Source organism: Chitinophaga sedimenti (assembly GCF_023156195.1).
In the GTDB taxonomy this organism is placed as follows: domain Bacteria; phylum Bacteroidota; class Bacteroidia; order Chitinophagales; family Chitinophagaceae; genus Chitinophaga; species Chitinophaga sedimenti.
This window is the reverse complement of the sequence record NZ_JAKUKA010000001.1, coordinates 484,078-502,933: the sequence shown is the minus strand read 5'-3', so window position 1 is coordinate 502,933 and position 18,856 is coordinate 484,078. Positions and strand designations below refer to the sequence as shown.

Below are 18,856 nucleotides of genomic sequence, written 5' to 3'. Positions count from 1 at the left end.
GGGCAGAACGGAATATATGTTTGTAAGAAATCGTCATGAGTACTGTTTTTAAAATCGCAAATTCATCTTAAAGGCTCACTTTCAGGCCCAGGGTAACCGTTGGCTGCGGACGCATGGTGCCAAGTGGGTATTCCGGATCTTCTTTTGCTTTGTTCGCATAAATGGTAAACAGGTTGTTTCCCTGCGCAAACAACTGCACATGCTGCAAATGCAGGCGGGTGAGATTGGCCTTGTTCAGGTTGTACGTAAGGTTCACCTCCTGCATGCGCACATGCGAAGCATTCTCGATCAGGTAAGTCATGTACTGGTGGAAACGGTCCCAGAAGTAGTAGCGATCTTCCACATCGTTCTGCGGCAGCGGCACAATGTTCTGCGGGTCGCCGTTCAGCACCTCAGACAGTTTCACATTCGGCAGTACGCGGCCGGTCCAGGTAGGCGGATAGTTAAAGCCTTTACGCTGGAACACATGTCCGAATTTACCCGTCAGAATAAAGGACAAATCGAAATCATATACCCTGAAGGTATTCATGAAACCGAGCGTGTAAGGTGCGACAGTAGTACCCATATTTACCAGGTAATTGCGGCCATCGCCGGGTGTAAAGGCGCCGAAGTTATACAGCTGTCCCTTTTCTCCTGTTACCATTGGCTGGCCATTTTGCATGCCGGCATATTTAAAGCGCCACAGGTCGTTTGCGTTAGCACCCTGCACATAAGCGCCACTACCGCCACCTACCAGGGTAGATGCTGCGTAAGTCGCCACAAACAGTTTTTCTACGCGGTTGCGGTTAAAGGAGAAGTTGACATTACCCTGCCAGCTGATCCTTTTAGTGATGCTTTGCTGCGTACCAATTTCCAGTTCAATACCACGGTTGCTGATTTCCGCATTGTTCAGTTTCTGCGAAGTGGTGCCGTTCGCCGCCGGGATGGTCAGCTGCGCGATCTGGTCACGGCCATATTTACTGTAGATGTCCACTTTACCAAAGAGCTGGTTGCCAAACAGGCTGTAATCCACACCAAGGTTCCAGGTAGCAGTTTTTTCCCAACGCAGGGTGGGGTTACCGTAGCTGGATATCGTAGCCGTATAGTCGTTGGTATACACGTTAGGCGTAGCCCCCACCGCGATCAGCGGCATAAAGGAGGTTGAACGGTCTTCGTTTCCATTATAACCATACGTTGCACGCAGGTTCAGGCGGTTAACATAGGTAGCCGCCCGCAGGAAATCCTCGCGGTGCAGCTGCCAGGCCAAACCGGCCGACCAGAACGGGGAATAGCGATACTTCGGATCATCCGCGATGATGTTTGATGCATCGGTACGGAAGCTGCCCGAAGCGGTATACTTGCCGTTATAGGTATATGCCAGGTTCGCGAAAGAAGAGAAATAGCGGTTGGTTGCGTACGAGAAGGAGTTGGAATAACCAAAGGTCTGGTTGCTGCCCAGCCAGTTCTGGATGGTTTTGAACGTACCGCCCGGACCATTTGGAAACACACCGGAGGTAAGGGTTTCGTCATTATACCCGTAAGTGATCGGGTTGCCGAAAGTTTCCGTTACCTGGTTGCTGATTTCCGCACCGGCAATAAAATTCACTTCATGCTTCCGCGCAAAGATGTTATTATAATTGATGGAGTTGCGGAGGTTGTATGCCTGCGCCCTGCTCCTGTTCTGCGTCAGGATACCGCCTTTGGGCAGGTTCGGCGTCAGCACGCCGGTCGTCTGGTTCCGTGGAGGTAGCCACATTTACGGTATTGCGAACATAGAATGTTCTGTCGTTGTACAGGTTGCGGTTAAAGGTGTTGAAAATCTCGTACTGGAATTTGCTGTCCAGCGTTAAACCCTTGATCAGTTTAAGCGTAAGACCGCCCATAATACGCGCGTTTAGCTGTGTGCTGCGCAGGTCGCGGTTGGCAATTTCCTGCACCGGGTTATACGTCCAGTCGCTGTACGGAAAGCGCGCAGTAGGCACCAAACGGGTGATGATCGGCGTGTAGTATTGCTGGATATTGGTAAGGGTACCATCGGGGTTCTTCAACATTTCATATGGAGAAAGGCCCTGAATGTCGCCCAGTGTTACGCCGCTGTTTTCCGCTTTGTTGTAGTGCATCATGCCGCCGAAGTTGAAATCCAGCCAGCGCGCGATGTTTGCCGTAGTGCGAAAGTTAAGCAGGTATTTCTGGTAGCCGGTCTCTTTGAAGTTCGACTGGTTATCTTCAAACAAAAACGATAACATGTTAGACATGCGCCCGTTCGATCCCGATAAGCTAAGGTTATATTGCTGGGTATTAGGGTTGGCCAGCAGCAGGTCGCGGATCTGCCCCTTATTGCTTTGCTGTGCTAACTGCGCGAGCACGGCATCTTTTTCGGCAGTGGTCATATAACCCAGGAAGTGCTCGTTTAACGCGATGGTGGCGGAAGACCAGGCCATACCGACGTTGGTGATCGTACCGGGATTGGTGCGCGCGCTCCATTTATTGAACGACCTTGTTTCATAATCCACTGTTTGCGCGGAAGAAGCCAGCGGGTTTACATAGTCCAGTCAAATTTGCCGCCCATTTTGGTAAAAGCGGAAAAGTCCACGCGCAGCGGGGTACCCTTCTGCCCTTTTTTAGTAGTCACCACGATCACGCCGTTCGCTGAACGCGCGCCCCAGATAGACGCGGCAGCCGCATCTTTCAAAATGGTCACACTTTCCACATCATTCGGGTTGATGGTATTAAAGTCGCCGCTGATGGGAAAACCATCTACGACCACCAATGGTGATGCAGTAGCATACAGACTCGATTTACCACGGATTTCGAAGGTAGGATTGCCGTCTACATCCAGTTTCGCCTGTACGCCGGCCGTGGTGCCGATAATACGGCTCGCAATGTTGGTAGTCGGGCGGCCAAGCTGTTCTTTATCAATATAACCGAAGGAACCTGTTGCCCGCTCCTTATTTAACTGTTGAAAACCCGTGTTCACAACGGTTACCGTACTTAACTGGCGTGCACCTTTCATCTGCACGTCCAGGGGTTTTACGGCCGTTCAGCGGAACAATGAGTGTTTCGAGGCCTACATAACTGAATACCAGTTCGGCATTGCCATTGGGCACGTTGAGTGCAAACACGCCCTTTGCGCCACTGAAGGTACCGCCGGCGGAGCCTTTAATGGTGATGCTTACGCCCTCGAGCGGTTCGCCCGCAGCATCTGTTACCCGGCCCTCCACACGCATTAACTGGCGGATGGAAGCACGGTCGGCCACTACGATCATATCATTTTCAAGCAGCCGGAAATCGAGGTTGGAGCGGTCCAGTGCATGGCTTAATACCTCTGACACGGCGGTATTCTGCACGTCGATGCTTACCCGGAAGTTACGCGGAATGATGTCGTTACTGAACACGAAACGATAGGCCGTTTTTTTCGATCGCGTTAAACAACTGCTGAACAGAGGCACTGTTCAACTTGAGCGAGACTTTGACATCCTGCGAGTAGGTGGCTGCGCTTACGTGCAGGCAGGCCAGTAACGTAAGCATGACGGTCAGTTTCATAAACATAAGTACTTTGACGGGGAGCCGGGACAAGCAGCCCTCTCCCCTGCCCGGAAGTTGGTTTTTTTGCATACTTTCGTACAGGTTTAAAGTGAACTAATAGGGAACAGGTTACCGCGTCAACAGGATTCCTGTTTCCAAACTTTAACTAAGGGGGAATGTGTCACCATTCCCTCTTTCATTTATATGTCGATGTCCGTCGGGAATACGTCACTATTCCTTTTCTTCCATCTTTTGCTGGCTTAACACCACTGTGTGGGCATTTTCGAATCGGAAATCAAATTCCCTGGAAAACCGCAGCACCTCCAGCACCCTTTGCAGGGTTTCTTTGTTGAAGTGCGCTGTAAAGCGGTACTGTCGAAGCTCTTCGGCATCGAACTGAATTTTTACGCCGTACCAGCGTTCCAGTTTGCGGGCAATTTCCCCTAGTGATTCATCGGCAAAAATCAGCCGGTTGTCTACCCATGATAATTCAACAGTTGCGCTGTCATGTGGAATGTGAGTGAGAGAGTCGATAGAATAATAGACTTTGGCTTTCGGTTCTTTCCTGGTTGATATTGTTTGTATTTCTTGTGTCGTATGGTGTTTTAAACTGACCGTAACTTTTTCCTCCGGTTTAAGATATACCTGCTGCCCGGCGCGCAGGTCTACCCTTACACGTCCTTTTACCAGCGAGGTTTCGTTCGTTTCATCATCTTTATAGGCTTTCACGTTGAAAGCGGTTCCCAGCACTGTAATTTTCATTTCCGGCGTGTGCAGGATAAAGGGTGCAGAAGCATCCTGCGCCACGTCGAAGTAGGCCTCGCCTTCCAGTGTGAGCGTACGTTTGCCGTTGTAGAAGCTGTCTTCCAGCCACAGGGTACTACCGGCATTGAGTACAACTTTGGTACCGTCCGGCAACTGGAACGATTTACGTTCACCGGGCTGGCTTACATACACCGGCCGCTTGTCTTTTGCCACGAGCGTCTGCTGTCCCGGCATTTCAGGTTGCATAAACCACATCATAATAAGCAATCCGCTCAACATAGCCGCTACGGCTATGGCATACCACTTCCACCCGTTCGCCCGGCGAATAATACCGGTAGGCAATTGCATGCCCGGTTTAATACCGTTTTCCGCCAATGCGGCCGCAAATTGCTGGTGGTGTTGGGTAAAGGTGTCTGCATCGAGACCGCCGTTGAGGCGCAGATACAGGGCACGGGCCACCCGCACCAGTTCCTGTTTATCCGGGTGTTCCTGCAGCCATTGCTCCCAAAACCTTACTGCCGCCGGATTTGTGCCGGTGCAGTATTGCTGGAAGGACTCGTCCATCACCGTGTCTTCCGCCTTGTGCCGCAGGTAGTTCATTTTCCCCGTTTATAATATAGAGGACAGAAGTTCCCCGATTTACTATGAAAATGTTAAACTTTTTTTTCGCTACTGGAAAATGAGTAGCAGGGAGAGCGATAGCAGGGTTTCGATGGGCAGTCCGGTTGACTGCTCATGTCCTTTTAATTCCTGTTTCAGCTGTTTGAGTGCATCGTGTATAATATTATAGGCCGTTCGTTTCGTGATGCCGCAGGTTTGTGCGATATGGTCGTAATCCAGGTTATCGAAAAACTTCATGCGCAGCAATTGTTGCTGGCGCTGTGTCAGCTGGCGGAATGCCCGGGCAAAAGCTTCTGTAAGCTCATCATTGCCCTCAATAGCAGATAGATATTCCTCGTGCGACCACTCCCGTTCCTGCCCGCCGGCCACCTGCAGATGGCTGTGGGTACGCCTTTACCGGATTCGATTTCGTGCAGCATGCGGCGATGCAGACAGGTAATAAGATAAGAACGCACGTTGGTCACTTCCGGCAGCTTATGCCGTTTTTCCCATAACTCCAGCAGTACCGCGGTAAAACAGTCGTTGGCAAGGTCGCGGTCGCCAGCGAGTTTCACACCATAATTAATGAGGCCTACGTAATGCAGCTGGTAAAGTGCGGACAAAGCATCCGTATTTCCGTCCCGGAGCTGGCGCCAATATTCCTGCGTGTGCAAATTCCCGTTCATGCTCTTTAGTTGGTTGATAAAAAAGGGCGGATGGATGATGCAAGTAAGTTACGGCGTTTCGACGGAATTTAATAATGTTTGTGTTCGCATATATTACATTTACATCCAACCAGGCTTATCGAAATGAAAAAAGTACTCATCATCAATGGCGCTATTCGCGGTGCCGCCGGCAATTCCGGCGCACTGGCCAATGCCGCATTGCAACAATTACCCGGCGCTTCCCTGCTCGACCTCACCGCGCCTCCCGCCACTATCAAAGCGGTATATGAGCTGTTGCTGGCGCATGATGCGTTTCTTATTGTAACAGGTGTGTATTGGAATAACTGGGGCTCTCCGCTGCAGCGGTTCCCGGAAGTAGCCACTGCCTTCGAAAACTCGCCCGCCTTTTTGGTAAACCGGTGGCCTGCGCGGTAACGATGGACGCTGTGGGCGGTATTGAAGTAGCAGCAAGGATACATGCCGCATTTTCCGGGTTGGGCTGCTGGAGTCCTCCCTGCTCCTCGCTGGTATTGTCGCGGGTTGCACAGGAAGCCATTAACGCGTCCCGGGAGGTAGTGGATAATCCTAACGAAGATGTATGGCGCATAGACGACCTGGTCATTGTATTGAAGAACTTAGTAACGGCCGCGTCGATGAACAGCAGCGCCTGGGTTGCCTGGCCGCACGTCGCCCTGAAAATAAGCGATGGACCCTGGCCGGCAACGGGTATACTGGACATGCAAACCCCGCGCTTCCTGTAATCTGATATGGTCATTTTTTTCAAAACTGCCTCTGTTATCGCAATTACTTTTTGCTGAACTTTATTTGTCGCGCTAACCGCGGCTTATAACGATGCATATTTACATTATTGGCGCCGGCGCCATCGGTAAAGCTCTCGCCGTGGTGCTGCACACTGAAGGGCGCAGCGTAACATTGATACGGGGCAGCGTAGATAACGGCGTAGCCGAACAAATGTCCATTCGTGTACTGCTGCCGGACGAATCCATCATTGAGGCGCCGGTAGAGATGCAGACGCTTTCCGCCTTTTCGACCCTGGATGGCATCGTGGTGCTTACCAACAAGTCATTCGGAAACGCACGACTGTCCCATTCGTTGCGCGCAAAGTGCGGCAGCTCCCCGATCGTACTGTTGCAAAATGGTCTTGGGGTGGAGCAACCTTTCATCGACCAGGAATTTAATGCGATCTATCGCTGTGTATTATTTGTGACCAGCCAGTCCGAAAACACGCACACCGTTCGTTTTAGACCGGTCGCGGATTGCCCGGTGGGGACGATCACGGGCTTGCCGCAGGAGCGCGACCGCATCGTGGCCGCGCTGACCACGCCCCACTTCCGGTTTGTAACCGAGCAAAACATTCAGCCCATCATCTGGAAAAAGGCCATAATCAATAGTGTGTTTAATTCTGTTTGTCCGTTACTCGAAACGGATAACGGCATTTTTCACCGGAACGAGGCAGCCCTGGACATTGCGAGAACGGTCATCGCAGAATGCCTTTCCGTGGCCGCCCTCCAGGGAATAGAGCTGGATGCGCACAGTGTGGAACAAAGCCTGTTACAGATCAGCCGTTTATCAGACGGGCAACTCATCTCCACCCTGCAGGACATTCGCGCACACCGTGAAACGGAGATCGATACCCTCAATCTCGCAATAGCCCGCATGGCCACTCACCCGGTAGTGGTCACGAACTTGCTGGGAGCACTTACTAAATTAAAATCTACCCTTACACGTTTATGAAAACCATGATCATTACAGGCGCCAGTCGCGGTATTGGCGCCGCCACCGCATTACTGGCCGCCCAAAATGGGTTTGCTGTCGTTGTGAATTACCGCCATCGCCGGGCGGCGGCGGACGACATCGTATCTACGATCATCGCCGGTGGCGGCAACGCGATAGCCGTACAGGCAGATGCATCCAGTGAAGAAGAAATAGCCCGCCTGTTTGATGCGGCCGCACAATTGCCCGGCGTACTTACATCCTTCGTGAACAATGCCGGCATCCTGGAAACACAGATGCGGCTGGAACAGATGACTGCCGCCCGGATGCAAAGGATTTTGACCGCCAACGTGATCGGACCGCTGCTCTGCGCAAGGGAGGCCGTAAAAAGAATGTCGCTTCGGTCGGGCGGACAGGGCGGCACCATCGTAAACGTTTCGTCTGTAGCAGCCAGGACCGGCTCGCCTGGCGAATATGTAGATTACGCGGCGTCCAAAGGAGCGATCGACGCCTTTACCATTGGTCTGGCCAAAGAAGTAGCCGCCGAAGGTATTCGTGTAAATGGTGTACGGCCGGGATTTATTGATACCGACATTCATGCAGATGGCGGCGAACCCGGACGGATCGACCGCCTGAAAAACAGCATCCCCATGCAAAGAGGCGGAACTGCGGCAGAGGTAGCCGAGGCGATCTTATGGCTCGCTTCCGAAAAATCTTCCTATGCCGCAGGTGCCATCATAGATTTAGCGGGAGGAAGATAACAAACCGGTACAATGCTTGTGCTTCTCTACGAAAAACAAGTTATGTCAGACAACAAAGAAAACACCGGCAAACAGGACGATATCAGGGTAGACCTTAACGACCCTTCTGAAGTGGAATACCTGCATCAGCAGTATCCGCGGAAAAGTCACGAGGAAATTAAACTGGCGATCCAGGAAGCAGGACCCATCAGGGCGGACATCATTGCTCACCTGGAGAAAAGCCGGTAAAGAGCGATCACTGGCGAAAAGCAGGAACATGTCCCCACATGATCCGCGTCGTCATGCGCATACCGGCGGGGGCAAGACCTTCGCTACCTTATTGCTGTTCACGATCGGATCGATCGAACAACAATGGTAAACTGAAAATGACATGTGCCGGCACCAGTTGTGTCAGGAACCCTGCTAGATCTGTACGCGGTGGTGCGGAAGACTTGCGGAACAACTGTTGCCACACCGCCACACCCACCAGGCCGCCGATGACGCCATACACGAGTGGTTTGGCAATACCTCCACGTTTTGCCACGGCCCGGAAAGCAACCATCATGGCGGCACCGATGCCATAATGCAATGCCCAGCCTGCCAGTCGCGCCTGCCGGTCGCCCAGCGCAGGAAAGGAACGATGTACAAACTTAGCCAGCAGGTCCGGCTCACTATAATTCTTGTGCTTTTTATCTGATAAATACTGACTGAATATGGTCATTGCGGTCGTTCCCGCGGCGCCTTCCAGGATGCTTTTGGAGATTTTCATGGGTCAAAAAATTAGTCCGTTTAATCGGTGCAAAACCTGTTCCAGCCAATGGGAACAGAATTTGATAATAATTACGGCACAAAAATCTAAACTGACCATGCAATCTACATATAACGAAACCTACTTTGAAGAACTCCCCTGCTCATGCGATGCTATTTCGGCCTATCATTGGGCCGGCACCGACCTGTTCGTACTCTGTTTACACAACCGCGAAATCCGCCGCTTTTATCCCAGCGATGTAGCTGGCTTCCACAGCTGGCTGCAGGAAAGGAACATCCGTCAGGTATCCTAATCATTTACCAAAATGATAAGCCAGTCCGGTGGTAACAAAGTAATTGGAAGGATGATGCTGAACGCTGCTTCCGCCGCTTATATGTAATTGCAGGCGGCTTCCCGGCGTGTACAACAATCCGCCGTCAATATTGTGATGCGGCTCCTGGTGTGCTTCAAACTGTCCAAAGTACTCCCCAAATACAGACACGGCTTTGGTGATTTCATATTTCACGTCCGCGGTAGATTGAAAATCCCACACCCGCTCGTAGGCTGCCTGCTTAGGTCCAGCATTTACGGTGAGGGTGAAGTCGTTCAACTGTTTTTCAGCAATGAACGTGAACGCCGGTGACCATAAATGCAGCTGATCTCCATTGGTGAAAGGCAGCTGTAACTGGGCCATCACAGATACGGCCGGCCGCGTTTCGTCTTCTTCCAGGACCGACCACTTAGCCCCGATAGCCAGCGGCGTGGAACCGTGGGCCGATTCCGTTATGTACAGGTCCCGGTGATACCCCTGTTCCGCCACTACCCTCACCTCCAGCGGTTTAAACAAACCGTATCGGAGCAGGTTGGAAGAAACGGCGGCTGTACCTTCGCCCGGGAAATGATTCACATAAAAAGAGGTTTCCAGTTGGAAACTCCGTGGATGAATAACGGATGCACCGGTAGATTGATCCGGCTGGTCTGTGTTGATTTTATCACTTTGAGCGTATACTGCCAGGGGCAGGCAGGCGATCAGCAGAAAGGCGTTTCTCAGGTGTTTCATATAAAAACCACTACGAAATGCATACCAACTGTACTGTACTTATAACATTTTCTTCATCATAATATCCGTCTGCTCGTCCTGACCAATCCTGAAAATATGCTTATCAAACGCCACAAACCCGTTCTTTTCATAAAAGCGGATCGCCCGTACATTCTCCTCCCACACCCCTAACCAGAGATAGGCTTTACCCTGCTCCTGCGCAGTGGCGAGTGCTTTGTCGTACAGGAGTTGCCCTACCTTTTTACCATGCCAGGCAGCCTGTACATAAATGCGTTCGATTTCCATGGCGGAGGTATTTTGTGGTTCGGTTTGCGCGCCGCCTACATTCAGTTTTAGGTAACCAACGGGATTATTATCTTCCCAGGCGATAAAGAAAAACGATTGGGGGTTTACCAGTTCGGCCTGTACTTTGGCTTCACTGAAGCTTTCATCGAGGTATTTTTGCATATCTTCAGCGGTATTGTGTTGTGCGAAGGTTTCAAAAAAGTGCCCCTCCCTATTAATTGAATAGTGGCTACGTCCCGCACATTTGCTTTGGTGATGATAATGTCCTTCATCTATCAAAATTACTTGATTCGCTGATGCACGCCAAAATAGAAGAAGGCGCCGGCGAAGTAACAGATCACGTCCACAGGATCGCCTGTGGTAAAGGAATAATAGCGTGGTAACACGATCTCGAAAACAATGGACACGTATAATGCGGCCAGCAACAGGAAATGTAGCGGGTATCGATAAGCCGGATTGCGAAGAAATAGTTGTTGGGTAAGCGTTAACGCGATATGCGCCACTGCGGGAACAAACAGAAAATCCGTGAGCCAGTTGTTAAGCAAGGGAATAGGATAATGTGCCCACCTGCAAATATGAATCAGCAGCCAGGCCGCGAAATAACCGCAAAATAGCGGATCGGACAGCGACTTCAGAGTACGAATGCAATGGCCGATACTAATGCCAGCGATACGCATGAGAACAATATTAAAAAGATAGCAAAACCGGTATTCTTACTGACTTTAACCAGTTGATGATCCGTGTCTTTTACGGGAAGTACAGACTGCCTGATCGTTTTCCATAACGACTTTTCCTCTTTTGACTCCGTTGGCGTTTCCATGCACATCAATTTAGAACAAATGTACTAATTTATTCCGGATTAGTACATTTGTTCTATTTTTGAGGAATGGACACCAAATCACGCATACTTGCCGCCGCCCTGGAGTTGTATAATGAAAAAGGCATCGATGCTACGACACGCCACATTGCGGCCGCGATGGACATCAGTCCCGGCAACCTCCATTATCATTTTAAACAGACAGATGATGTGATCATGGCATTGTGGGACCGGCTGGTGGCGGAATTCAGCGTGCTCGTCATCAACCTGGATAAAGTAAAACACATCGGGCTGGATACGCTGCGTTCGTTTTACCGCCAGTCGTTCGACATCGAATATAAGTATCGTTTTATCTTCCTGCACTTCGTGGCCATTGGCGCCCGCCTTCCCAAAATCCGGGAGCAGTATGCCGGTATGATGCAACGGCGGGAAAAGGAGTTTAAAGGAATCTTTAAAAAGCTGGTACAGGGAGGTATATTTCAGAAAGATGTTCCCCCCAAGGTGTGGAAAGCACTGGTACGGCAGATTTTTATTGTGGCAGATTTCTGGCTGTCGAGTAACGAGCTAACCGATCAGTTGCGGGGCGAAAAGGCCGCAACGGCGTTTACCCGGCAGATGGAGGCGATGTTTTATCCGTACTTGTCTGCACGGCATGCGGCTAAAATCACCCTGTAATTTGTCTCATTTGCCCCCTTTAGCCGGAAATAAAGCCATTAGTTTTATGATATGATCAGCAATCCTCCCGCTATGCGGATGTCTACTTCTGAATTCATCGCCTTTTCGGCCTGCAGCATGATGCTTACTGCTGTAGGGATCGACATCATGCTGCCCGTATTCGGCGAACTGCGGCGTCACTTCGGCCTGGGGCCACATTCGGCCGACACTTCCAAAGTAGTAACCTTCTTCTTCTGGGGACAAGTAGCGCAACTGCTGTTCGGCACTTTATCCGACCGGTACGGGCGGCTGGCCATCCTGCGCATCGGGTTTCCACTGTACATCGCCGGCGGCATCGTAGCTGCTTTTGCCCCCAGCCTGTCCATCCTGTTCGCCGCACGTTTCGTGGCGGGTATGGGCGCATCCGCGGTATTTATGACCACGATAGCAGGCGTACGCGATCGCTTTTCCGGCGATGCGATGGCGCGGACGCTTTCATTCATCCTGACCATTTTCCTGTTTACGCCGGTGGTAGCACCTTTCCTGGGACTGGTCATTCTCTCCGTTGCTTCCTGGCAGGCCGTTTTCCTGACGCCCCCGCTTTCGCCGTGGTGGTTGCACTCTGGTCTTTCCGCCTGGAAGAATCATTACCACCGGAGCGCCGCAGTGTTATTCATCCCGGGGCAGTGCTGCGCGCTATCGGGCATGCACTCCGCAACACCACCTTTCTTCGTTATACCACCCTCACCACCATTTTGTTTACAGGCATCAGTACTTATGTAGCCAGTTCCGAACATATCATCAGCGACCTTTACGGACAACCCACGTTGTTTGCCATCATATTCGGGGCCATCGGACTCACCATGGCGCTGGGCGCCTTGTCTAACGCGGCCATCTCTGCACGGTTTGGCACCCGCCGCGCCATAAAAGGATTACTGATCATCTACGTCGTTGTAGCCATGGTTTTATTAGCCGGCAGTCTTTTATTCCGGCCGCAGCCGCCACTCCCCTTTTTCTTTACCTGCATTGGTCTTTTGATGGGCGCCAACCTGGCCATCGAGCCTAATAGCAGCGCGCTGGCCATGGAGCCCATGGGCGATATGGCCGGTATTGCCGCTTCGCTGTACGGCACCTGCTTCTTCTTCGTCGGCGCCTCCCTGGGCTCCATTATATCGGCATTGCTGGCGCACAGTGTGATGCCCATGGTCATCGGGTTTGCAGGAATCGGCCTCATCGCTTTAAGTCTTGTGTTAACGGATCGTCACAAGGCACTGTAACTTGTCCAGCAATAAGCATTGGCAATTAAAAAGGCCACGCAAAAAGTTGCATGGCCAATACATCGTGATATGATAATGATAATAACGTTATAAATCGAGTTCATAACTGAACTTCGTTGCCTGCGCCCTTACCTGGAAAGCTTCCGTTGGCCTTGGCCCGCAACTCGCAGAACCAACGCCCAGCGTAGCATGGCAAATATTCAGCACCGTGGCCGAATTTTCCGGCAGATCGATGCGATACTCGGTACGGTCCAGGGTTTCGTCGGCATAAGGCAAGGCAGATACCTGTAACAGGCGATCGGCTTTGCTTACCCGGATGCCTGCCCCGGATGGCGCCACCAGTTTCGCCCAACGCACATCTTCATGGTTACCGCACTCCATCGGCTTTTCATACGGCGTCAGCTGTTCCTTTACCGTGCTGGTATATACGCCAACATCCATACCCGCCTTCCTGTCCGCATAGTTCTCCATTGGCCCGCGACCGAAATAACTGAAACCCGATAATTGTTTGTCCAGAAACATCCGCACGCCGATGCGGGCCAGTACCAGCCTAGGATTACTGAACTGCACGTCGTTATCGGCTTTAATATGACCGTTGCCCGAAATCGTATACGTGACTTTATGGGTAACGGTGAAATTGTTACGGCCACTGCCGGTTAGTTCGGCAGCTATCACAATGGTGGAAGGTGTCGGCTGCACAGCCTTCACATTGCTTGCTTCCCATTTCAGTTGCTTCAGTCCCGCGCGGTCCCAGTAATCGTTTGCCCACATATCGTCGTCGCGGTGTGGTGCACGCCAGAGATGCAGCATCGGGCCGCCGTTGTCGTTGAGGAGGCGGGTGCCTTTGCTTTCCATGGCGCTGAAAGTACCTTTCTTCTTACTAAAAGTGAATTTGAAGTTGCTGCCTGTGACTATGTACACCTCGTCCTCTTCCTGCAGTTTCACTTCGCCGGAAGCTGCTGCTACGGCAGCTTTAGCCACAGCGGGCAGTTCAAACTGGCGGGCCGCCACTTCGTAACCGTCAGGCGCCCAGCTTACATGGTGTTTTAAGCGAAACGCTACGCGCAGGTGGTATTCCTCACCAGGCAACTGTTTCAACTTAAAAGGAATTTTCACCTGTTTGGCCGCGAATGGCGCTACGCTGCCCACCTCCAGTTTGCCAGCTGTTTTTACCACCCCGTTTTCCGCCAGCTCCCAGCTGCCTTCAAAAGCATTGAGATCGGTAAACTGGTAGCGGTTCTTCAACGTAACCAGGCCTTTTGAAATATCGTCCGCCGTTACATCTATCCATTGGTAAGCACGTTTCAGCTCGGGGAAATGCGGTTTGGGCGTACGATCGGAAAACACCACGCCTTTATGAATAAAATAATGGTCGTTCGGCTGCTCGCCAAACCCGCCACCAAAGGCAATAATCGGGTGATTGGGATCGATGCGGTTGTAAATGCCCTGGTCCTGCCATTCCCATATGCAGCCGCCGAGCAGCGACGGATACTGGTCGAACACATGGTTGTATTCATCCACGGCGCCCATGGAGTTAAACATCGCATGCGCATATTCGCAGAGGTAAAAAGGTTTGTTATAACCGTTATCCTCCGCAATGCGGGTCACCCAGTCCGGCCCCGTGTACATGCGGCTGTCGATGTCGGCCGGATTATTTTTGCCAATACCAAACCCTTCATAATGCACGGGGCGCGTATTGTCGAGCTCTTTCACCTTCGCGAGCGCCGCACGGAAGTTAGACCCGCCGTTGCCGCATTCATTACCCAGCGACCAGATGATCACCGAAGCATGGTTTTTGAAGTTTTCCACGTTGGCCACGTTGCGGTCAATGATCGCATCTTTGATACTGGGTTCTTCGTTGAATTCATCCATCGCACCATGACTTTCCACGTTGGCTTCCGAAAGCACAAACAATCCGTATTCGTCGCACAACTCGTACCAGCGCGGATCGTCGGAATAGTGACAGGTGCGCACGTGGTTACAGTTGGCTTGCTTGATCAGTTCAATATCTTTGATCATCTGCGCTTCCGTTACCGTATGTCCCGACTCCGGCCAGTTCTCATGGCGGTTCACGCCTTTAAGCTTAATCGGCGTACCGTTCACCAGGAACGAGCGGCCTTTGACCTCCAACTGCCGGAAACCGGTGCGCGCGGAGAGCATCTCCGTTGTATGCCCGCCTTCCTTCAATGATAATACCGTAGTATACAGCGCCGGCGTTTCTGCCGTCCATTTGCGCGGATTAGTTACCGGCAGCGCTGCCTGTACCGGGACTTCCGCACCGGGTTCCAGCGCGGGCACCGCGGCTTTGACGGTGCCGATTACCTTTTACCGTCGTAGATATCTACAGATAATTCCCGCGCAGGCATGGCTTGTAAACCAAAGTTTTTCACTTTGGCAGTTACCTGCAGTACGGCATTTCTATAGGCCGCATCCAGCACCGTGTTAACACTAAAATCGCGGATGTGCGCCTGTGGACTGCTCCACAGCGTCACATTGCGGAAGATGCCGCTCAGCCGCCACATGTCCTGGTCTTCCAGGTAACTGCCGGATGTAAAGCGGTATACCTCCGCGGCCACCATATTTTTACCTGGCTTCAGCACATCCGTAATATCAAACTCGGCGGCGTTGCGGCTGTTTACACTGTACCCCACCTTCTTCCCGTTCACCCAAAGAAAAAAGCCCGCATCTACCCCATCAAAAGTGAGGAAAACGCGGCGGCCCTGCCAGTCCTGCGGCAAGTCGAACTCGCGGCGGTAGCTGCCTACCGGGTTGCGTTCGCGATAAGCGGTGTACCACACCGGCGGGGTGCTCATCACCCGGGGAAAATCTTTCTTGAAAATGTAAGTATAATTACTGTAATAAGGCGTACCATAGCCTTTCAGCTGCCAGTTGGAAGGCACTTCGATGTTGTCCCAGCGGGATACATCATAGTCTTCTTTGTAAAAATCAACGGGGCGTTCCTGTGGCCAGGTCACGAAATGGAACTTCCATTGCCCGTTCAGACTTCTACTATATGAAGAAGCGTGGCGGTCGGCCGCCAACGCTTCTTCAAGATTTTCATAGGGCATCAGGGTGGCGTGCGCCGGTTGTTTGTTGATGCCGAGAATACGGGGATTCTCAATTTCGGCCGGGTAACCTCTATTGACGGTCGTATCCGGATTTGCGTACAATTTGCAGGACAGCAACACCATCCCTGACAAAAAAATCTTTTCAATGTATTTCGTCTTTTATTTAGAATGCGTAGAACTCCGCCAGGCTGGAATAAGAAGCACTGAACGCAGCCGTGATGGTAATTTTCACGTAGCGCGCCTGCTTAAACCCGTTCAGGAACCTGCGTTGCAGGTCCTGCGTGTTTTGCAGTTCAAGCGTACCGCCATTTGTCCAGCTTATATTATCCAGGCTGGTTTCCACCACTACTACAGAAGGCTTGCCGCTGCCGGTATTCTGCCGGGCAAGCAGTGAAATGCCGTGCACTTCTTTCTCCGCTCCCATGTCGTAGATTATATAGTGGGGAGGACCAGGTGATGCGCCCTGCCACTGTGAGTGCCAGAAGGTGCCCTTATCGCCGTCCAGCGTATGTTTGGCATGCCCGTTATTCGCACCTTCGCCATTGGCTTCCTCAGAAGAGAAACCGGCAATGGCCCAACCGGCACGGTCGTAATCGGGATAGTCGGCCAGCTTCGGCTGCGCTTTGATGATGTAAAAAGTAGTGCGCAGTTTCTCGTTTACTTTTTCTGAAGAAGTGGCGATAGACACCGGCAGGATGTAGGTTTTAAGCGCATCGATGGAATTAACACCTTTTGTGCGCACGCTGACCTTCAGCGGTGCGGTGTTCAACTTGCCCTTACCGATGGTAGATTCCAGCGTTTCCAGGTCATAACCTTTCGTGGGCAGCAGCTCGTAGCTGGTGTTGTTTGCCGTGTTAAAACTATCTGCCAGCAGCGGATCTACCTTAAAGCTGATGTTGATGTCTTTGCCGGGATAGTCCTGCCCGCCATAGTTGGCGCCGTAAATAATGTATTGCAGCGTGTCCGCTATATCCGGGGTTTTGCTCACCGGGCTGTTTACAGCCTGCGGCATGTACACGCTGATGTAGTTTTCCAACGGCTGCTCGGGCAGGTCGTATTCGTCTTTACAGGCAGCCAGGGTGGCCAGTACACCTGTCAGCAGAAATAATCTTTTTATAAACATGATGAATGTTGCTTAATGTGAACGATGTTGTTTACCAGCCCGGGTTTTGGATCAGCAGTTTGCCCCGGTCCATTTCGTACTGGCTGATAGGAAACCACTGGAACTCGGGGCGATACACATGTACTACCGCGGGCACGCGCTGATAGAACTCATTTCCGTCCTTGTTTACGTTCATACCATGCAGTTGCCCCATTACGCTACCCACGATTTTCCAGCGACGGATATCGAACCAGCGATGGCTTTCAAAGGCCAGTTCCACCCGGCGTTCGGCGCGGATTTTAGCACGCATCGCTTCTTTACCCACCGGAACCGGTAGTGCATTAGCGCCTTCGCCATACATAGGCACACCGGCTCTTTTGCGGATCAGGTTCAGGTATTTGGCGATGTCCGGATCGCCGGGATTATATTCGTTCAATGCTTCTACATAATTCAGGTAGATTTCTCCCAGGCGGAAAATAGCCAGCGGGCGGTTCTGTCGCGCACCGTTGCCACCGGAGCCACTGTTCGTTTGCGTACCCACGTTTTTACGTACCAGGTAACCTGTTTTCGTATAGTCTGTCGGGTGACCATTTTTACCGTTAGGCCCGGACACGAAGAACGTTACGGTACCCTCCGACTGCATATTACCTCCCTGGAAGCGGCTGTTGTTGTACGTGATAGAGGCATAAAAACGTGGCTCGCGGTTCATGTACATGTTGTATACCTGGCGGCCGCCTACATCTGTAAAACCAGTTTCGCGGTAGTTCGGCGACTCCTGTATGCTCAGACCATCGCTCATAAAATAAGCGTCCACCATTTCCTGTGTGGGGCCAAGTCCGCACCAGCCACCGGCCTGCCGGGGCATAGCGTGTACGTCGAAGTTCCAGAGATTGTTGGCCTTTCTCACAAAAATCTGTTCATTGTTCCAGGCTTGCAGGAAAATTCCCTGCAATGATTTGATCGGATCGCCGCCCGGATCTTCGTACAGGCTGTAAATACCCAGATCGATCACCTGTTTGGCGGCCTCCGCGGCCAAACGCCATTTCTCCGGATCGTATGTTTGCGAAATAAACGGTTTACCATCTTTATCTACAAAACCCGCCATATCGGTATTACCGTTGTACTGGTCGCTGGCAGCATACAGCAGCAGGCGCGATTTTACAGAAAGGGCCATGCCTTTGGTAGCGCGGCCATATTCCGCATCACTTACCACACCGTTGTTAGACGGACGTAAAGGCAGTACCGCCGCTGCTTTATCAAGTTCAGAGGCTACATAGGCGACGCAGGTATCGAAATGACTTCTCGGCAGCTGCATAGCACTTCCGGGAGCATCGGGGGCCAGTTCCGTTTCGCCCACCAACACCGCGGGACCAAACTGCTGCATCACCAGGAAATAGTAGTAAGCACGCAGGAAGCGGGCTTCTGCTTTATACTGATCGATGCGCTGCTGACCATTGATGGCCAGTATCTCCGTATTTCCATCAATATGATTGATAAAATAAGTTGCAGAACGGATAGCGGTATAGTAACCACCCCACTTATCGAACAATACCGTGCCGGCGCTCTGGTTGCCCAGTGCGAGGCCGTATGTAGGGTACTGGCTCCGGTCACGTTCATTTCATCGCTGTTGCTCACCCAGGGAAAGCCATCCCATTGCATGGAAAGATCGGGAACGTAGCTATAAATGTTCGCGAGGTACTCCTCGGAGCCTTGTTTCTTTTTAAAAACTTCTTCTATAGTGATGCGGTCGTTGGGTACCTGGTCCAGGTAATCTTTACAACCTCCAAGTGCCATGGCCGCTGCAAATGCTGATATGATGAGTGATTTTTTCATGTTG

Annotated in this window: 25 protein-coding genes and 1 pseudogene; 9 read left to right on the top strand and 17 right to left on the bottom strand. The window is 51.7% G+C overall.

What is annotated here, in order from left to right:
* Nucleotides 1-67: 67 nt before the first annotated feature.
* The 8 genes from MKQ70_RS02975 to MKQ70_RS02940 all read right to left on the bottom strand — a co-directional run bounded on the left by MKQ70_RS02975 (nucleotide 68) and on the right by MKQ70_RS02940 (nucleotide 5,555).
* The gene (locus MKQ70_RS02975; RefSeq protein ID WP_248067779.1) at nucleotides 68-1,702 is read right to left on the bottom strand and encodes a TonB-dependent receptor domain-containing protein; all 1,635 of its coding nucleotides are present in this window, start codon (nucleotides 1,700-1,702) and stop codon (nucleotides 68-70) included.
* Nucleotides 1,611-2,492 (bottom strand): hypothetical protein, encoded by an 882-nt coding sequence (locus MKQ70_RS02970; RefSeq protein ID WP_248067776.1) that lies wholly within the window; start codon nucleotides 2,490-2,492, stop codon nucleotides 1,611-1,613. The genes MKQ70_RS02975 and MKQ70_RS02970 overlap by 92 nt, the downstream gene beginning before the upstream one ends.
* Before the next feature lie 26 nt (nucleotides 2,493-2,518).
* Complete coding sequence (locus MKQ70_RS02965) at nucleotides 2,519-2,992, bottom strand: TonB-dependent receptor plug domain-containing protein (RefSeq protein WP_248080976.1); 474 nt, start codon at nucleotides 2,990-2,992, stop codon at nucleotides 2,519-2,521.
* Complete coding sequence (locus MKQ70_RS40930) at nucleotides 2,928-3,374, bottom strand: carboxypeptidase-like regulatory domain-containing protein (RefSeq protein WP_248067774.1); 447 nt, start codon at nucleotides 3,372-3,374, stop codon at nucleotides 2,928-2,930. The genes MKQ70_RS02965 and MKQ70_RS40930 overlap by 65 nt, the downstream gene beginning before the upstream one ends.
* A complete protein-coding gene (locus MKQ70_RS02955) occupies nucleotides 3,364-3,522 on the bottom strand; it encodes a hypothetical protein (protein WP_248067771.1) in 159 nt (52 codons plus the stop codon). The genes MKQ70_RS40930 and MKQ70_RS02955 overlap by 11 nt, the downstream gene beginning before the upstream one ends.
* A 213-nt stretch (nucleotides 3,523-3,735) precedes the next feature.
* Nucleotides 3,736-4,869: a FecR family protein gene (locus MKQ70_RS02950; RefSeq protein WP_248067769.1), complete on the bottom strand. Its 1,134-nt coding sequence runs from the start codon at nucleotides 4,867-4,869 to the stop codon at nucleotides 3,736-3,738.
* A 69-nt stretch (nucleotides 4,870-4,938) separates the two neighbouring features.
* The gene (locus MKQ70_RS02945; RefSeq protein ID WP_248067766.1) at nucleotides 4,939-5,259 is read right to left on the bottom strand and encodes an RNA polymerase sigma factor; all 321 of its coding nucleotides are present in this window, start codon (nucleotides 5,257-5,259) and stop codon (nucleotides 4,939-4,941) included.
* The gene (locus tag MKQ70_RS02940; protein WP_248067763.1) at nucleotides 5,154-5,555 is read right to left on the bottom strand and encodes an RNA polymerase sigma factor; all 402 of its coding nucleotides are present in this window, start codon (nucleotides 5,553-5,555) and stop codon (nucleotides 5,154-5,156) included. The genes MKQ70_RS02945 and MKQ70_RS02940 overlap by 106 nt, the downstream gene beginning before the upstream one ends.
* Before the next feature lie 123 nt (nucleotides 5,556-5,678).
* On the opposite strand from MKQ70_RS02940, the gene MKQ70_RS02935 reads away from it, so the two are divergent.
* The 5 genes from MKQ70_RS02935 (at nucleotide 5,679) to MKQ70_RS02915 (ending at nucleotide 8,257) form a co-directional block, all read left to right on the top strand.
* Nucleotides 5,679-5,969, top strand: a complete 291-nt coding sequence (locus MKQ70_RS02935; RefSeq protein WP_248067761.1) for a flavodoxin family protein — start codon at nucleotides 5,679-5,681, stop codon at nucleotides 5,967-5,969.
* Nucleotides 5,954-6,295, top strand: a complete 342-nt coding sequence (locus tag MKQ70_RS02930; RefSeq protein WP_248067758.1) for a hypothetical protein — start codon at nucleotides 5,954-5,956, stop codon at nucleotides 6,293-6,295. Before MKQ70_RS02935 ends, MKQ70_RS02930 begins: the two co-directional genes overlap by 16 nt.
* 91 nt (nucleotides 6,296-6,386) lie before the next feature.
* Nucleotides 6,387-7,289: a ketopantoate reductase family protein gene (locus MKQ70_RS02925; RefSeq protein ID WP_248067755.1), complete on the top strand. Its 903-nt coding sequence runs from the start codon at nucleotides 6,387-6,389 to the stop codon at nucleotides 7,287-7,289.
* The gene (locus tag MKQ70_RS02920; RefSeq protein ID WP_248067752.1) at nucleotides 7,286-8,029 is read left to right on the top strand and encodes an SDR family oxidoreductase; all 744 of its coding nucleotides are present in this window, start codon (nucleotides 7,286-7,288) and stop codon (nucleotides 8,027-8,029) included. The genes MKQ70_RS02925 and MKQ70_RS02920 overlap by 4 nt, the downstream gene beginning before the upstream one ends.
* A gap of 42 nt (nucleotides 8,030-8,071) precedes the next feature.
* A complete protein-coding gene (locus MKQ70_RS02915; protein ID WP_248067738.1) occupies nucleotides 8,072-8,257 on the top strand; it encodes a DUF3606 domain-containing protein in 186 nt (61 codons plus the stop codon).
* An 88-nt stretch (nucleotides 8,258-8,345) separates the two neighbouring features.
* Here MKQ70_RS02915 and MKQ70_RS02910 read toward each other — a convergent pair whose 3' ends face one another.
* Entirely contained in the window at nucleotides 8,346-8,777 is a 432-nt protein-coding gene (locus MKQ70_RS02910) for a hypothetical protein (protein WP_248067736.1), read from the bottom strand.
* A gap of 97 nt (nucleotides 8,778-8,874) precedes the next feature.
* Here MKQ70_RS02910 and MKQ70_RS02905 point away from each other — a divergent pair, with 97 nt between their 5' ends.
* Nucleotides 8,875-9,069 (top strand): hypothetical protein, encoded by a 195-nt coding sequence (locus MKQ70_RS02905; protein WP_248067734.1) that lies wholly within the window; start codon nucleotides 8,875-8,877, stop codon nucleotides 9,067-9,069.
* Here MKQ70_RS02905 and MKQ70_RS02900 read toward each other — a convergent pair whose 3' ends face one another.
* From MKQ70_RS02900 to MKQ70_RS02890, 3 genes are all read right to left on the bottom strand, one after another.
* Nucleotides 9,070-9,816, bottom strand: a complete 747-nt coding sequence (locus MKQ70_RS02900) for a transporter (protein ID WP_248067732.1) — start codon at nucleotides 9,814-9,816, stop codon at nucleotides 9,070-9,072. It lies immediately after the preceding gene.
* Between the two features lie 39 nt (nucleotides 9,817-9,855).
* Nucleotides 9,856-10,263 (bottom strand): GNAT family N-acetyltransferase, encoded by a 408-nt coding sequence (locus MKQ70_RS02895; RefSeq protein ID WP_248067729.1) that lies wholly within the window; start codon nucleotides 10,261-10,263, stop codon nucleotides 9,856-9,858.
* A 119-nt stretch (nucleotides 10,264-10,382) separates the two neighbouring features.
* Nucleotides 10,383-10,778 carry a hypothetical protein gene (locus MKQ70_RS02890; protein ID WP_248067726.1) on the bottom strand — a complete coding sequence of 132 codons (396 nt, stop codon included), beginning with the start codon at nucleotides 10,776-10,778 and terminating at the stop codon, nucleotides 10,383-10,385.
* Nucleotides 10,779-10,987: 209 nt separating this feature from the next.
* Here MKQ70_RS02890 and MKQ70_RS02885 point away from each other — a divergent pair, with 209 nt between their 5' ends.
* The 3 genes and pseudogenes from MKQ70_RS02885 (at nucleotide 10,988) to MKQ70_RS02875 (ending at nucleotide 12,849) form a co-directional block, all read left to right on the top strand.
* Entirely contained in the window at nucleotides 10,988-11,593 is a 606-nt protein-coding gene (locus MKQ70_RS02885) for a TetR/AcrR family transcriptional regulator (RefSeq protein WP_248067723.1), read from the top strand.
* A gap of 51 nt (nucleotides 11,594-11,644) precedes the next feature.
* Nucleotides 11,645-12,106, top strand: a pseudogene (locus MKQ70_RS41945) (MFS transporter); the annotation flags it as partial.
* A gap of 74 nt (nucleotides 12,107-12,180) precedes the next feature.
* Complete coding sequence (locus MKQ70_RS02875; protein ID WP_372489925.1) at nucleotides 12,181-12,849, top strand: MFS transporter; 669 nt, start codon at nucleotides 12,181-12,183, stop codon at nucleotides 12,847-12,849.
* An 87-nt stretch (nucleotides 12,850-12,936) separates the two neighbouring features.
* Here the strand turns inward: MKQ70_RS02875 and MKQ70_RS02870 are convergent, their stop codons facing one another.
* From MKQ70_RS02870 to MKQ70_RS40925, 5 genes are read right to left on the bottom strand one after another with little or no spacing between them, the layout of a single operon-like run.
* Complete coding sequence (locus tag MKQ70_RS02870; RefSeq protein WP_248067714.1) at nucleotides 12,937-15,147, bottom strand: glycoside hydrolase family 2 TIM barrel-domain containing protein; 2,211 nt, start codon at nucleotides 15,145-15,147, stop codon at nucleotides 12,937-12,939.
* 20 nt (nucleotides 15,148-15,167) lie between these two features.
* Entirely contained in the window at nucleotides 15,168-16,040 is an 873-nt protein-coding gene (locus tag MKQ70_RS02865; protein WP_248067711.1) for a sugar-binding domain-containing protein, read from the bottom strand.
* Between the two features lie 40 nt (nucleotides 16,041-16,080).
* Nucleotides 16,081-17,040 (bottom strand): discoidin domain-containing protein, encoded by a 960-nt coding sequence (locus MKQ70_RS02860; protein ID WP_248067707.1) that lies wholly within the window; start codon nucleotides 17,038-17,040, stop codon nucleotides 16,081-16,083.
* A 31-nt stretch (nucleotides 17,041-17,071) separates the two neighbouring features.
* The gene (locus MKQ70_RS02855; RefSeq protein ID WP_248080974.1) at nucleotides 17,072-18,505 is read right to left on the bottom strand and encodes a RagB/SusD family nutrient uptake outer membrane protein; all 1,434 of its coding nucleotides are present in this window, start codon (nucleotides 18,503-18,505) and stop codon (nucleotides 17,072-17,074) included.
* Nucleotides 18,403-18,852, bottom strand: coding sequence for a hypothetical protein (locus tag MKQ70_RS40925; protein WP_248067704.1), 450 nt, complete (start codon nucleotides 18,850-18,852; stop codon nucleotides 18,403-18,405). Before MKQ70_RS40925 ends, MKQ70_RS02855 begins: the two co-directional genes overlap by 103 nt.
* Nucleotides 18,853-18,856 lie beyond the last annotated feature (4 nt).